10 protein-coding genes are annotated in these 14,313 nt (G+C 65.2%); 7 read left to right on the top strand and 3 right to left on the bottom strand.

Features of this window, described 5'->3' with window-relative positions:
- The first annotated feature begins 17 nt into the window (after positions 1-17).
- From GB927_RS00395 to GB927_RS00370, 6 genes are all read left to right on the top strand, one after another.
- The gene (locus GB927_RS00395) at positions 18-476 is read left to right on the top strand and encodes a DoxX family protein (protein WP_256114504.1); all 459 of its coding nucleotides are present in this window, start codon (positions 18-20) and stop codon (positions 474-476) included.
- A 77-nt stretch (positions 477-553) separates the two neighbouring features.
- On the top strand, positions 554-1,093 hold the full coding sequence (locus GB927_RS00390; protein ID WP_256114503.1) for a sigma-70 family RNA polymerase sigma factor: 540 nt from the start codon (positions 554-556) through the stop codon (positions 1,091-1,093).
- Positions 1,090-1,812, top strand: coding sequence for an anti-sigma factor (locus GB927_RS00385; protein ID WP_256114502.1), 723 nt, complete (start codon positions 1,090-1,092; stop codon positions 1,810-1,812). Before GB927_RS00390 ends, GB927_RS00385 begins: the two co-directional genes overlap by 4 nt.
- Positions 1,813-1,967: 155 nt before the next feature.
- Positions 1,968-2,525 carry a fasciclin domain-containing protein gene (locus GB927_RS00380; protein ID WP_256115397.1) on the top strand — a complete coding sequence of 186 codons (558 nt, stop codon included), beginning with the start codon at positions 1,968-1,970 and terminating at the stop codon, positions 2,523-2,525.
- A gap of 144 nt (positions 2,526-2,669) precedes the next feature.
- A complete protein-coding gene (locus tag GB927_RS00375) occupies positions 2,670-2,861 on the top strand; it encodes a DUF3008 family protein (RefSeq protein ID WP_256115396.1) in 192 nt (63 codons plus the stop codon).
- 17 nt (positions 2,862-2,878) lie between these two features.
- Positions 2,879-3,256 (top strand): response regulator, encoded by a 378-nt coding sequence (locus GB927_RS00370; protein ID WP_256114501.1) that lies wholly within the window; start codon positions 2,879-2,881, stop codon positions 3,254-3,256.
- Here GB927_RS00370 and GB927_RS00365 read toward each other — a convergent pair.
- Entirely contained in the window at positions 3,253-6,006 is a 2,754-nt protein-coding gene (locus GB927_RS00365) for a GAF domain-containing protein (protein WP_256114500.1), read from the bottom strand. The two genes, GB927_RS00370 and GB927_RS00365, sit on opposite strands and share 4 nt — an antisense overlap.
- A 498-nt stretch (positions 6,007-6,504) precedes the next feature.
- Here GB927_RS00365 and GB927_RS00360 point away from each other — a divergent pair, with 498 nt between their 5' ends.
- Positions 6,505-7,002: a DUF3016 domain-containing protein gene (locus tag GB927_RS00360; RefSeq protein ID WP_256114499.1), complete on the top strand. Its 498-nt coding sequence runs from the start codon at positions 6,505-6,507 to the stop codon at positions 7,000-7,002.
- A gap of 2 nt (positions 7,003-7,004) precedes the next feature.
- Here GB927_RS00360 and GB927_RS00355 read toward each other — a convergent pair whose 3' ends face one another.
- Entirely contained in the window at positions 7,005-8,765 is a 1,761-nt protein-coding gene (locus tag GB927_RS00355; RefSeq protein WP_256114498.1) for a sulfite reductase subunit alpha, read from the bottom strand.
- A gap of 10 nt (positions 8,766-8,775) precedes the next feature.
- The gene (locus GB927_RS00350) at positions 8,776-14,259 is read right to left on the bottom strand and encodes a glutamate synthase-related protein (RefSeq protein ID WP_256114497.1); all 5,484 of its coding nucleotides are present in this window, start codon (positions 14,257-14,259) and stop codon (positions 8,776-8,778) included.
- Positions 14,260-14,313 lie beyond the last annotated feature (54 nt).

Below are 14,313 nucleotides of genomic sequence, written 5' to 3'. Positions count from 1 at the left end.
CCCCAAAGGAGCGCACCATGTCGAATTCCAACGCGGAGCCGACGGCTTCCGCTCGCCTTTATATCCCCTCGCTTTCCCCGCTCTACGGCCGGCTGCATGTCGGCGCCGAGACGCTTTTGCGCGTCGTGGCCGGTGGGCTTCTCATCACGCATGGCCTGCCGAAAATCCTCGATCCGTTCGGTGCCGCCGGCATGGTGGAGAGCATCGGCTTCTATCCGGGCGCCTTCTGGTCGCCGCTGCTTTCGGTCAGCGAGTTTGCCGGCGGCGTCTGCCTGATGCTCGGGCTCTTCACCCGGTTCGCAGCGCTGGTGACGACCGTCATCCTGCTTGTCACCGTCTATTTCCACGGCGTGCTGCAGGAGCAGGGCGTGTTCGGCGCGGAGAAATCGATCCTCTGGGCGGCGATCACGCTGTTCTTCGTGGTGCGCGGCGCCAACCGGCATTCACTCGATCACCTCATCGGCCGGCAGATCTAACCCGGTCGCTGATGATCCGTTCGGCGGCGCGCAGCGTAATGGGGGAGTGCACTTCAGCGACATGACGGAAGACGCGTGTGACCGGCGACAACATCTCCTATCTCATCGGGCGCGTGTCGCTGAAGGACCGCAAGGCCTTTGCCGCCCTTTATGATCTGACCGCCTCGAAACTTTTTGGCATCTGCTTTCGTATCCTCAAGGACAGGAGCGATGCAGAAGAGGTGTTGCAGGATGTTTACGTCAAGATCTGGCAGCGCGCTGACCGTTATGTCGAGAGCGAAACCCATGCGATGGCCTGGCTTGCCGCCGTCGCTCGCCATCAGGCGATCGACCGAATCCGAGGGCGCAAGCCGGTGGCGTCGGACATCGATGCGGCCTACGATATTGCCGACCCGCTGGCGACGCCGGAAGAAAATGCCATATTGCGCTCGGAGGGCCGCCGGATCGACGCCTGCATGGATCGGCTCGAGCCCGACAAGGCGGCCGCCGTACGGCGCGCCTATGTCGAGGGCCTCAGCTATGAGGAACTCGCGGAGATGCATGGCGTGCCGCTGAACACGGTGAGAACCTGGCTTCGCCGGAGCCTTTTGAAACTGAGAGAGTGCATGAGCCGATGACGGCGCCCGACAAAGACATGAAAGACCCCCGCCGCGACGAGGTGATCGCCGGCGAATATGTGCTCGGGGTGCTTTCCGCCGAGGACCGCCGCAAGGTCGAGGCGCGGCTGGCGCGCGATCGCGCGTTCGCCGCCATGGTGAGCCGCTGGGAGGAAAACCTCGCGACCTTCAACGAGGACTACGAGGCGCTGCAACCCTCGCCGCTGACCTTTTCCGCCATCGAACAGCGCATTCTCGGCGCGGCCCCGCGCGACACGGTTTTGTCTGGCGGCTTCTGGAATTCGCTGGCGCTCTGGCGCTCGCTGGCCTTCGCCTCGATCGCTGTCGCCGCCGGCCTTGGCATCTGGATGAGCACGCTTGTCGGGCCACGTCATGTACAAGGCGGGCAGCTGATTGCGGATTTGGCGGGCGAGGGAGCGACCGTCAATCTCGTGGCGCGGTATGACGATGCCAGCGGTACGCTTCGCGTGACACCGGTCGCTGCCGGCAGGGCGCAGGAAAAATCGCTGGAACTCTGGCTCGTCGAAGACGGCAAGGCGCCGGTCTCGCTCGGCGTGCTGCCGCAGACCGGCGAGGGCGAACTCGCCGTGCCGGCCGTGATGCGCGGGCGCCTCGTGCAGGGCGCGGTGCTGGCCGTCAGCGTCGAACCTTTCGGCGGCTCGCCGACGGGCAGCGCGACCGGACCGGTCATCGCGTCGGGCGCTACGCGGTTCGACTGACCGAATTTTCCGCGCTTTTTCAATCTATTACGAAAAAAGATCGCTGGTCCTGAAACTCTTTTTCCCAAGGTCCCGTTGCTCGAAGTGATCGCCCGTTGGGCATCGCAACCGGGAGGACCCGCATCATGCGGGCCGAAAAGAAGGACCACCCCACCATGATCCGTTTCACGCTCCGCACCGCCGCTCTCGCCTCCGTTTTCGCCCTCAGCGCCTTTGCCGCTCATGCTGAAAACCCGATGGTCGGCGGCGCGGCGATGTTCGAAGACAAGAACATCGTTGAGAACGCCGTCAATTCGAAGGATCACACGACACTTGTCGCCGCGGTGAAGGCTGCCGGCCTCGTTGAGACGCTTTCGGGCGCCGGTCCGTTCACCGTCTTTGCGCCGACGAACGAAGCCTTCGCGGCGCTTCCGGCCGGCACGGTCGATTCGCTGCTGAAGCCGGAAAACAAGGACCAGCTCGTCAAGGTTCTGACCTGCCATGTGGTTTCGGCCAATGCGATGTCCGATGCGATCGGCAAGATGATCGCCGATGACAAGGGCGATCATCCGGTCAAGACCGTCGGCGGCTGCATGCTGTCGGCCAAGATGGACGGCGACAAGATCACCCTGACCGACGAGACCGGCGGCACGGCCACGGTAACGATCGCTGACGTCAAGCAGTCGAACGGCGTCATCCACGTCATCGACAAGGTTCTGCTGCCGAAGGCCTGACCTCGAAATCCGCGTTCGCCTCGAATCCAGCGCGGATCAGCCTTTAGCAGCCTTGGGCCGCCGGTTTTGCCGGCGGCCTTTTTGCTGCGTGGAACTTTTGGCGGCTTCGACAGTTCGAGGGCGAAAGCTCACGGAGGTCTTCCCATGCCAGCAAAATCGAAAGCCCAGCAAAAGGCCGCGGGCGCAGCCCTCGCGGCCAAGCGCGGCGATATCAAGAAGAGCGAATTGAAAGGCGCGTCCAAGGACATGGAGAAATCGATGTCCGAAGGCGAACTGAAGGAAATGGCTTCGACCAAGAGAAAGGGCAAGCCGGAACACGTGTCGAAATCGGACTGACCCTGAGGAGGATGGATATGCGGGTGTTGATCGTCGAGGATGAAACGCTGATTGCGGAACTTCTTGAAACGGTGGTGCAGGAACAGGGCCATGAGACCATCGGCCCGGTTTCGACCATGGAGCAGGCGCTCGCCTATGCGCCGCGCACCGATATTGCACTGGTTGATCTCGGCCTTTCCGACGGCAATAGCGGCCACCTGCTCGCCCGCCGCCTGATCGACCGTTTCGGCATCGACGTGATCTTCGTGACGGGCGATCCTGGCCCGGTCCAGCAGGGTTTCGACGGTGCGCTCGCGGTGGTGCGCAAGCCCTTCAGCGACGACGACATCATCGATGCGCTGGGCAGGGCGCTGGACAAACGCAGCCGCTCGGTCGGCCGCCGCATCGCCTCTTAATCGGCTTCGCGCAGGGATTTCACGTCGAGGATCGAGCGGATCTTGTTTGCGAGATCCTCGATCGTGAAGGGTTTTGGCAGGAGCTGCGTATGGGGCTCCAGGATGCCGTTGTGCACGATGGCATTGCGCGTATAGCCGGTCGTGTAGAGCACCGGCACGCTTACGCCCTTCGTGCGCAGCTGGTCGACCAGCTCGCGGCCGGACATGCCCGGCATCACGACATCTGTGAAAAGCAGCGAGAGGGTCTGGCCGCCTTCGATGATGCGCAGGGCCTCTGCGCCATCCGCTGCCTCGATCACCGTATAGCCGAGTTCGCGCAGCGCATCGGCGGAGACAGCGCGGACCCGGTCGTCATCCTCCACCACCATGATCACCTCGCCCTCGCGGCCGGGGGAAAGATGCTGCACCGCGGTGTTTTCTTCCGCCGCAGCGATCGCGCCGTAGTGCCGCGGCAGGTAGACCTTGACCGTTGTGCCAACGCCGATTTCCGAGTAGAGCTTCACCGCACCGCCCGATTGCCGCACGAAGCCGTAGACCTGGCTGAGCCCGAGCCCCGTACCCTTGCCCACCGCCTTCGTCGTATAGAAGGGGTCGAAGGCCTTGGCGACGACGGCATCGGCCATGCCGGTGCCCGTATCGGTGACGGCGATCAGCACGAACTGACCGGTTTCCAAGCCGGCGTCGCGCGCATAACGGTCGTCGACATAGATATTCGCCGTCTCGATCGTCAGCCGCCCGCCGTTCGGCATGGCGTCGCGGGCATTGACGCAGAGATTGAGCAGCGTGTTTTCGAGCTGGCCAGGGTCGGCATTGATCTGCCAGGCGCCGGCAGCAAGCACGGTTTCGAGCGCGACGGTCTCACCCAGTGTGCGGTTCAGGAGCTCGCTCATGCCGCCGACCACGCGGTTGGGATCGAGCGGCTGCGGGGAGAGCGGCTGGCGCCGGGAAAAGGCGAGCAGTCGCTGCGTCAGCGTCGCTGCGCGCTGCGCCGCATCCACTGCGCCGTCGACGAAGCGGCCGACATCGGTGTCACCGCGCGCAAGCCGTCGTTGCAGCATGCTGAGCCCGCCGAGAATGACGGCCAGCATGTTGTTGAAATCGTGGGCGATGCCGCCAGTGAGCTGGCCGACCGCCTCCATCTTCTGCGCCTGGCGCAGCTGCTCCTCGGCCTTGGCGCGCTCGGCCACCTCGTCCGCGACCCGCTCTTCCAGCGTGGCGTTCAGCGCCTGGAGGGCAGCTTCCGCGCGCCGCCGCTCGGCGAGTTCCGCCTCCACGGCCTGGAACAGCCGGGCATTGTCGATCGCGGTTGCGGCATGGCCGGCAATGCCGAGCAGCGCGGTCTCGTGTTCCTCGCCGAAACGCTCGGTCTCTTGATGGCCGAAGAACAGGCCGCCAAGCACCGCACCGGAGCGCGAGATGACCGGCACCGCAAGATAGGAGCGCACGGGCAGGTGGCCTTCCGGCATGCCCTTTCTCGGCAGGTTGTGGCCGTAGCGCTGGTCCTTCAGGATGTCGTTGGAGCGCACCACGCCTTCGCCGAGAAAGGTCGGCTTGAAGACATCTGTTGCCCGCGGCATCGGGTAGGTCTCGAAGGCGCTGCGCGGGGCGCCCGACAGGGCGTACAGCATGTAGCTCCCGCCCTCATTGTCGAGCACATTGTAGAAGAAGGCGCCAAATTCCGCGCCCGACAGTTCGACGCCGGCATCGGTGACGGTCTGGACGATCTTTTCGAGATCGAGTTCGGCGGCAATAGTCGCGCCGGTATCGTTCATGATCTGAAGGTGGCGTTCGGCCTTCTTCTGCGCGGTGATATCGCGCACGGAGCCGACGAACCGCACCCCGTCGTCGGAGGCGACGACGTCACCGTTGGCGGCGATCCAGCGCTCGCGGTGATCGGTGATGCCGATCGTCCGGTATTCGATATTGAAGGGTTTCGTGATGGTGCCGAACACCGATTCCTGCACCGCCTTGTCCGCGCGGTCGCGGTCGTCCGGATGAAGCCCGGCCAGGAAGCTGCCTTCATAGGTGATCTCGGCATCCGGCGGCAGGCCGAACAACGCCTTGCAGCGAGTATCCCAGGTCAGTCGGTTGGCGGTGACGTCGAAGTCCCAGATGCCGATCGAGGCGGCGTCCGTCGCGAGCTTCAGCCGCTCCGCCGCTTCGCGCGCCGTCTGCTGCGAGCGCACGCGCTCGATATGCGCCCAGGAGCGCTCCGTCACCTCGCCGAGAATCGCAAGTTCCGCCGGCCGCCAGACATGCGGCTGCCGGTGGTGGATCGCCATCAGCGCGGTGAGGCGGCGCTGCTTGACGAGCGGCATACAGATGGTGGCGGAAATGCCGATCGCCTGGAACGTGGCGGCCTCTTCCGGCGGCAGCTCGGCGCGGTTGTCGTTGATGACGAGCGGCCGCCCCGCATGCAGGTCGTCCACCGCGCGCACGCCGAAGGCGGCGAGGCTATAATAGCCGCGGATGCTGGAGGAGCCCGAGGCGCTCCAGTCGCCGCGGATGGTGAAATGGTCCTGGTCGGGCTCCATGTCGGCGTAGGCGCAGACGGAGACGTCGAGATATTGCCCGAGCATCCGCGTGGTGATCGCGAGAATCTCGTCCGCATCCGCGCTCGGTGCCGTCGCCTTGCCGAGCACGTCGAGGAACCGCAGGCGCGCTTCGCTCGCGGCAAGGCCTTCGGTGGAGGCGGGCGGCATGGTCACGGCCGGTTGGGTCTTCTGATCGTCGTCCTGTTGCGCCGGCACGTGATAGGACCTCGACTGATGAGCAAAGCAGCTTGCCGGATTGTACCCATCTCTGCGGTCAATGGAATTGGCATCCGTCAAATTCTGCGCGGCTTGCGGCGTATATCCGCCAGGCCAGATCCGCTGCGAAGGAGAGCTGCTCCGGCGACGTTGAAGCGCCGTTGGTGACCTCATAACAGTCCCGCTTTCCCTTCAGACTGCTCGCAATGCGGTGGCTGCGAAGGGAGCGGAGAGCCATGGATGATCGACGGAATATCCCCTCAGGGCGGATCGGATCGACGCCGGAGACTATCTATGCGGCGTTTCTGGATCGGGATGCCCTGTCCAAATGGCTGCGCCCGATGGTGCCACGGGGCCGAACGTATTAAGATGATAAAAATTATCATGTTTCTGCCGCGTGACAAGAGATGAATGTGTTTCAATCGTCACGCCGGTGAGATCGGCTTATGAAAACCTATCTTCTGCCTATGCGACCATGCCGATGAGCGGAGAAGATCCATGCGTGTCGTAAAGTGCCTTGCAGCGGCCACCATCGCCCTGATGCTCACCAAAGCCATTGCCGAGGCGGCGGTCCGCGTCGCCTTCGTCCATCCCGAACGATACCGCGACCGGGATTTCCGCAGCGAGGCGAAACGCGAGCGTATCACCGCCGAGCTGACGCGGTATCTCCAGAAACTCGACAAGCGCTACCTGAAAGCCGGACAGCACCTCGATATCGAAGTGCTGGATGTGCGGCTTGCCGGGCAATACGAACCGTGGAACACCGGCCTTTACGACGTCCGCATCCTGCGCGATTCCACGCCGCCGCGCTTCAAGCTGCGTTACACGCTTCGCGCAGGCGACAGGGTTCTCGCCCGCGGCGAGGAAACCCTCACCAATGCCACCTATCTCTGGAGCGCGGCGGCGCGGCGGCCCGAACGGTTCGCGCATGAAAAGGAGCTGCTTGCCGACTGGTTCCGCAAGCGCTTCGGCAAGCTTTCGGCCTCCGCCGGCTGAGTTCAGTAGACGTCGCGAAGATAGCGCTTTTCCCGCTTCAGGCCGGCGATATAGTCGGTCGCGCGGTCTGCCGTCATACCGCCATGGGTAGCGATGATGTCGGCAAGCGCGCTGTCGACGTCGCGGGCCATGCGGCTGGCGTCGCCGCAGACGTAGAACGACGCGCCGTCCTCCAGCCAGGCGTAGAGCGCCTTGCCGTTCTCCCGCATGCGGGTCTGCACGTAGATCTTCTCCTGCTGGTCGCGGGAAAAGGCGAGGTCGAGCCGTGTCAGCAGCCCGTCGCGGCTCATCTCCGCCAGTTCGTCCTCGTAGATGAAATCGCTCGCGCGGTGCTGGTCGCCGAAAAACAGCCAGTTGCGGCCCTTTGCGCCACGGGTGCGGCGTTCCTGCAGGAAGGCGCGGAAGGGGGCGATGCCGGTGCCGGGGCCGACCATGATCACCGGCGCGTCGTTGTCGGCGGGCAGGCGGAAGGACTTATTCTGGGAGACGAAGATGCCAGCTGTCCCATCCTGCGCCACGCGGTCGGCGAGGAAGGTCGAGCACACGCCGCCCCGATCGCGGCCATCCGCGTGGTAACGCACGCTGGCGATCGTCAGGTGCACGCTGCCGCTGGCGGCATGCGGGCTGGACGAGATAGAATAGGCGCGGTGCTGGAGCGGCTTCAGCAGGGCTGCGAACTCCGTCGCCGAAGACGCCCCTTCGGGTGCCAGCGCCAGCAGGTCGCAGATATCCTTGCCCCAAAGGAAGGCGTCGAGCGCTTCTTTGTCGCCGTTGCGCAGCACATGGGTCAGTTCCTCGTTGCCGGCCCGCCGCTCCACCTCGGCGATCAGGTCGCGTGACGGGGTCGAGATCTCGACCTTTGTGGTGAGCAGGGCTTCGAGCGGCACGTCGCCCACCAGTGCTTGCGGATCGGCGCTGAGGCGGGAGAGGAGGAGGTGCACGAGCGCGGGATCATTGACCGGCATGACGCCGAGCGCGTCGCCGGCTTCGTAGGTGAGCCCGCTGTCGCCGAGGTCGAATTCGTAGTGGCGGATCTCCTTGGCCGACGCGCTGCCGGAAAGCCGGCGGTTGACGGCGAGCCGGGCCGGGTAGGGGGTCTTGCGGTTCCAGCCGGAAGCCTCGCGAGCCGGGGCAGCGGCGGCAAGCGGCTGTGCGACAACCGCAATGCCATCGCTGTCCGCCGTCGCGGCGGCAAGCGGCAGGGCCTCGCCGACCCATGCGGCGGCCGGGTCCTCGTAGTCGATATCGCAGTCGCGCCGGGCGAGGATGCGCGTCGCGCCGAGCTGCTCGAGGCGCATGTCGATGAGCTTGCCTGCCTGGCAGAAGCCGTCATAGCCGGTGTCGCCGAGCGCCAGGACGCCGAAGCGCAAGCCTTCCAGCCGCGGCGCGGCGGCGGCGGAAAGCGCCTCCCAGAACAGTTGCGCATTGTCCGGCATCTCGCCTTCGCCATAGGTGGAGGTGACGACGATCAGGCGTTGCATGGCGGCAAGTTCATCCATGCCGATATCGTCGAGGCCGGCCACTTCCGGTGCGAGCCCCAGGCTGCGGGCGATCGCCGCCGCATCCATCGCCACCCGTTCGGCGTTGCCGGTCTGGGTGCCGTAGAGGATGTGCAGGCTCGCGGCCTTCGCCGGTGCGCTAGCTGCGGCCACGGCCGGCGTTTCGATGGCGAGGCGGGAATGCAGGCCGGCGAGGAAGCCGGAAAGCCAGGCGCGCTGGTCGGCGTTGAACGGTGCGTCTTCCGGGATATAGGGGATCTTCATCGAATCTGCCTCACTGTCTGGCCGGGGCGAACCCGGAAATCGCCTGCCGCGCGAACAATTCCTCGAAGCTCGGGATGCGGCCGATGCGTTCGACATTGCGGGCGGTCTGGTGGAGAATCCAGCCATAGGTGCCGGGGCTGTCGATCGAGCGCGTGTTGCGGCCCTTGAGCGCCTGGCGATAGTCGTCGAGGCGCTTCGAGGCGACCATGACGGCGAGCGCTTCGTCGTCATAGTCGGCGATCGCCTCGCGGGCGTAGCGGGCAAGCCGCTGCATGAGCGAAAAATCCTCCGTCAGCAGCAGGTTGCGCACCGCCTTCTCGACGGCCGGATCGGATGCGCCGCGCGCGGCCGGAACCCGCGAAAGCGCGAGCGACTGCGCCATGCTGAGCACAGTATAGTTGTTGAGAAGCACGAACATGCCCTCCGTATCTGTCTCGCCGTAACCCGGCACGGTGCCGTTGAGGACCGCCTTTCGGTCGCGATAGGCGAGCTTGAATTTTCGGACCTGATGGGCGGCGAGCGCGGTGGACAGTTCCTCGACGAGATCCTTGCGGCTCTTCGCCTTCAGGATGGCGTCGCTGTCCTGGTAGAGCAGCAGTGCGCGCGGCAGGCCATAGACGAAATTGTGCCTTTCGCTCTCCCAGTTTTCGATCAGCCAGCGGGCCTTCTCGGAGCCCGTCGCCGCCACATGCCATTCCAGCATCAGGCGGATGGCATCCGCATGCACCGCCGCCATGGCATCCATCTCGTCGCCGATCGTGCCCAGCAGGATGGAGTCGTGGCTCATCTTCTTCGGCAGGTCGCCATAGGGATCGTACTGGTAGACGAAGCCGCCGCTCATGCCGTTGCCAAAACCCTTGCCGAAGGTGCCGAGGTTCAGCACTGCGCCGTTCGTCATGTATTCGCAGCAGAAATCGCCGACGCCTTCGACTACGGCGGTCGAGCCGGAATTGCGCACGGCAAAGCGGTCGCCCGCCTGGCCCTCGACGAAGAGGCGCCCGCCGGTCGCGCCGAACAGCGCGAAATTGCCGACCAGCACATTGCCGCCGGCCTCCTGCGAGCCGCCGCCCGGCGAGCGCACGGTGATGACGCCGCCGCAGGCACTTTTCCCGACGCCGTCATTGCAGGTGCCGGTATGGGTCAGCGCCATGCCGTCGTTGCAGAAGGCGCCGAAGGACTGGCCGGCCGAACCCGAGGTGGAAATCCGCACGCTGTCGGCATCGAGGAAACGGCGGCCACGATCGTCCTGCCGCACGGCGGGCAGGTCACGTGCCTGTGCTTCGGTGAGCTCGTGGTTGAGCAGGCGCTCGATATCGACGGCGAGCTGGCCGCCGACGGTCTTGTTGCAATTGTTGAGGTAGCGGTTACCGCCAAGCTCCACCGTCTGGCGCCTGCCGTCGAGGAGGGCGGAGCGAACGAGGTCGATGAAACCGTCGTCGACCGCAAAATCCTTCTCCATATAGACCGGATCGGTGATCTTCACTTCATCCACGACCGCAAGCATCGCGCGAAGGTCGAGCTGCCCGACGCTCGAAGGATGGTCGAGGAGGTGCAGCAGGTCGCTGCGGCCGCGCGCTTCCCGCAGGGACGTCAGGCCGAGGGCTGCGAGGATTTCCCGCGTTTCGTGGGCGATGTTGAGGAGGTATTGCGCCAGCGCCCGCGGGTCGCCGTCAAAGACTTCCGGATTGGTGGTGAGGCCGGCGGGGCATTTGACGTTGCAGTTCTTGGCCATCACGCATTTCAGCATCATCAGCGCCGTCGTGCCGAATTCGAAGCTGTCGCCGCCGAGAAGCGCCGACTTGACGACGTCGCTCGCCGTCTGGTGCGCGCCGGAGCAGCGCAATTGCACCTTCTGGCGGATACCGTTGGCGCAGAGTGCCTGGTGCACTTCGGCAATGCCGATCTCCGCGGCGCGGCCGGTATATTTCAGGCTGGTGACGGCGGCCGCCCCCGTGCCGCCGGTGTTGCCGGCGACGTTGATGACATCGGCTCCCGCCTTGGCGACACCGACGGCGATGGTGCCGATACCCTCCGAGGAGACGAGCTTGACAATGACGCGCACGCGCGCCGCCTTGCAGTCGTGAATGAGCTGGGCGAGGTCCTCGATCGAATAGGTGTCGTGGTGCGGGGGCGGGGAGACGAGCTCCACGCCGGGCGTACCACCGCGGGCGGCGGCGATCTCGACCGTCACCTTCTGCGCCGGAAGCTGGCCGCCTTCACCGGGCTTGGCGCCCTGGCCGATCTTGATTTCCAACTCCTCCAGCATCGGATCGGCGAGATAGCCGGCCCAGATGCCGAAGCGGCCGGAGGCGAACTGCTTGATGCGCGAGGCGCGGATCGTGCCATAGCGCGAAAGATGTTCGCCGCCCTCGCCGGAATTCGACATGCCGCCGACCATGTTGGTGCCGTGCGCGACGGCCTCGTGGGCGTTGGCGACCAGCGCGCCATGGCTCATGGCGCCGGAGGCGAGCAGCGGCGTGATCTCGCTCGCCTTCTGCACGGCATCGAGCGGAATGCTCTCCGGCGCGGTGCGGATGAGCGCGAGATAGTCCAGCGCCTCGCCGGCCGCCTGCACCATCAACGCCCCGCCCTCCAGCCAATGGCCGAGGATGTCGGGGCCGAAACGCATGACGAGGGACTGGCCAAGCGCCGCGAGCCGCGCCAGTTCGCCACCGGCGAGTGTCAGGCGGAAGGTATCGTCGGCAAGTGTTTCGCAGGCGAGGCCGCGCACCATGAAACTGTTGTTGCCCTTGCGTGAGAAGCGGCCCATCTCCTTGCGGAAATCCTCCGCCGACGCGAGGTAAGTGATGTCCGCCGGCAGCGCGAGCACGTCGCGCAAGGCCGCGGGCCGCCGGGTGCGTTCCTCGGTCATCTGGCGGATGAAGGTGCGGTAGCCGGGCGTGATGGTGAAACGATCGATCGCCTCGGATGTCAGCTTCTCGAAGCCGTTGTTGCTATAGGCGGCATCGTCGAGGCCGAAGGCGTCGTCCAGCCGGTTGAGCGTCAGCAGGCGCAGGAAGGGATCGTCCTCACCCGCGCCGTCGAAGGCGATCTTCTCCTCCGTCATGTCGACGAAGCCGCGCACGGCCGCCGTGCCGAAGGAGTGGCCGGCGCCCTCGGCGCGCTCCTTGAAGAGGCCAAGAAGCGGGATGTCGTTCTCGCTTTTCACGGTCAGCGCCTTGGCGTGCCAGCCGGCGACGGCGGCTGCGATGACCTTGAAATTCACGCCGCCGACCGGCGTCTTCACGTTGGGGAAGTAGCGCTTCAGCACCGGATCGTTGGTGTCGAGGAAGTTGGGCTCGAAGAACTCGCCGCCGATATAGCTTTCCGCGGTGCAGAGGCCGACCTTGCCCATGGTCTTCATCAGCGCCTTTTCGGCCGCCTTGGCGAAGCGCTTGAAGGCCTTGTCGGCCTCCGCGCCGAACTTTTCCTCGGCGCGGAACTGCACGCCGAGCGGATAGACCGCCGAGGCGCCGAAGCCGAGCACGGCCGCGACATGGTGCGAGGAGCAGATCTGCCCGCTTTCGACGACCAGCGAGAGCCGCAGCCGCAGGCCTTCCTCGATGAGCTTCTGGTTGACGGCGGAGACGACGAGGATCATCGGCAATGCCGCACGGCCCTTCGCCACATGCCGGTCGGTGACAACGGCGATGCCGCCTTCCTCGCGGGCAAAGCCGGCAATCGCCTCGCAGAGGGTGGCGATCGCCTGTTCGAGCGCATGTTCGTTCGCCGCCGCGTCCTCAAGGTCGGGCGTGAACAGCATTTCGAACCGCCGCACCGGCGTTTCCGCCTGCTCGCGGATGCGCAGCATGTCGAGATGGGTGAGGATCGGCGAGGGCACGACGATCTGGCGGGCCGCCTTCGCACCGATATTCGGCTTGGCGCCGAGCGCCACGCGCAGCGTCATGCCGTCCGCCTCGCGGATCGAATCGAGCGGCGGGTTGGTCACCTGCGCGAAACGCTGCGAGAAGTATTTCGCGACGCCGCCTTCCTGGTCGGAGAGCGCATTGATGGCGTTGCCGTAGCCCATGGCGGAGATCTTCTCCGCCCCGGTCTGGAGCATCGGGTCCATCAGGAACTTGAAGCTTTCCTGGTTGAACGAATAGGCGACGTAACGCTGTTGGCGTTCGAGATCGCCATTGTAGCGCAGCGGCGAGCCCTGCGCGTCGGCCGGGACTTCCGGCAGGTCGGCGAGGTTCACGCGCGCGTCGCGGAGCAGGTCGCGATAAGGGCGGCGGGCGGCCAGCATCTCCAGCGCCTCGTTGGTGCCGAAGGCACGCTTGGCGGTGTGATCGTAGCAGAGCATGCCGCCGGCCTCGATGCGGCCACGGCGCAGCACGGCTTCCGGCGGAAAGGCGATCTGGCCCGCTTCCGACATGACGCAGAGATAGTCCGCCGTCTCGACCGTGCGCAGCGGGCGCAGGCCCAGCCGGTCGAGCCGTGCGCCGATAATGTCGCCATCGCCGAAGATGAGGGCGGCGGGGCCGTCGTTCTTCTCCTCGTAGAGCGAGAAGTATTCGAGCATCGCCACGACCTCGGGCGACAGCGTATCGTCGTTCTCCCAGGCCGGCGGCATCATCGAGACGACGGCGGTGACGAGATCGAGCCCGTCCTCCAGCACGCGGGTCTGCAAGGTCTGATCGAGACGGCAGCTGTCCGACTGGCCCTTCGGCCGGATGATCGAGGCGTTTTTTGCAAGCGCAATCGCGGCCTCGGAGAGGCGGTTCTTGCGGTCGGTGTTGAGTTCGCCGTTGTGCGCCATCAGCCGGAAGGGCTGGGCCATGGAGGGATGCGGGTCGGTGTTGGTGGAAAACCGCGTGTGGAAATACATGGTGTTGACGGTGTGGTCGAGGTCCACCAGGTCGCGGAAATAGGGCATGACCTCGTTGGAGTTCAGCCGGCCCTTCAGCACCTGCGTCCTTGCACTCATCGAGAGCGGATAGAGCCCGGCAAGGTGCGGCTCGATATAGGCACGAGCCTCGATCGCCAGCAGCGCCTTGTGGATGCGGAAATCGAATACAGCCTCGCTTGCCGCCGCGTCATGGCAGGCAAAGACCCATTGGCGGATCGGCAATTGGTAGCGCACGGCGGCCGGCCGGATGGCGCTTTCGTCGACCGGAACGGCACGCTCCAAAAGCAGGGCGAAACCCTGCCCGGCGAGCGCATCGCCGATGATCTGTTCTGCTTCCGCGCGGCAGGCGGGGTCGCTCGGCAGGAAGAAGTTGCCGACGCCGAAGCGGCGCGACTGGAGGTCGGGGCGTGCGGTCAGCTTGCGGAAGAAGCCGAGCGACAGATCGACCGAAACGCCGGCGCCATCGCCCACGCCTTCCGCCGACATGCCGCCGCGATGCGGCACGGCGCACAGCGCCTCATGGCCCCTCTTGAGCACGTCATGCGTCTGGACGCCGTCTTTTCGCGTGATGAAGCCAACGCCGCAACTGCTCTTCTCTTGCGAGGGATCGTAAAGGCCGGTGGTGTTGCCACGGTGCTCCAAGTCGCATCCTCCTATATCGAATGTGTCAGTGATGCTGACCTATCTTAATAAGAG

This window comes from Shinella lacus, from assembly GCF_010994755.1.
In the GTDB taxonomy this organism is placed as follows: Bacteria; Pseudomonadota; Alphaproteobacteria; order Rhizobiales; family Rhizobiaceae; genus Shinella; species Shinella lacus.
Note: the sequence above shows the minus strand (reverse complement) of the source record. Positions and strands in the feature narration are given on the sequence as shown.

Excerpts from the sequence above, each read along its gene's own strand:
- GB927_RS00360 (WP_256114499.1), top strand. The coding sequence starts at position 6,505 with ATGCGTGTCGTAAAGTGCCTTGCAGCGGCCACCATCGCCCTGATGCTC.
- GB927_RS00355 (WP_256114498.1), bottom strand. The coding sequence starts at position 8,765 with ATGAAGATCCCCTATATCCCGGAAGACGCACCGTTCAACGCCGACCAG.
- GB927_RS00375 (WP_256115396.1), top strand. The coding sequence starts at position 2,670 with ATGCCAGCAAAATCGAAAGCCCAGCAAAAGGCCGCGGGCGCAGCCCTC.
- GB927_RS00385 (WP_256114502.1), top strand. The coding sequence starts at position 1,090 with ATGACGGCGCCCGACAAAGACATGAAAGACCCCCGCCGCGACGAGGTG.
- GB927_RS00370 (WP_256114501.1), top strand. The coding sequence starts at position 2,879 with ATGCGGGTGTTGATCGTCGAGGATGAAACGCTGATTGCGGAACTTCTT.
- GB927_RS00395 (WP_256114504.1), top strand. The coding sequence starts at position 18 with ATGTCGAATTCCAACGCGGAGCCGACGGCTTCCGCTCGCCTTTATATC.
- GB927_RS00380 (WP_256115397.1), top strand. The coding sequence starts at position 1,968 with ATGATCCGTTTCACGCTCCGCACCGCCGCTCTCGCCTCCGTTTTCGCC.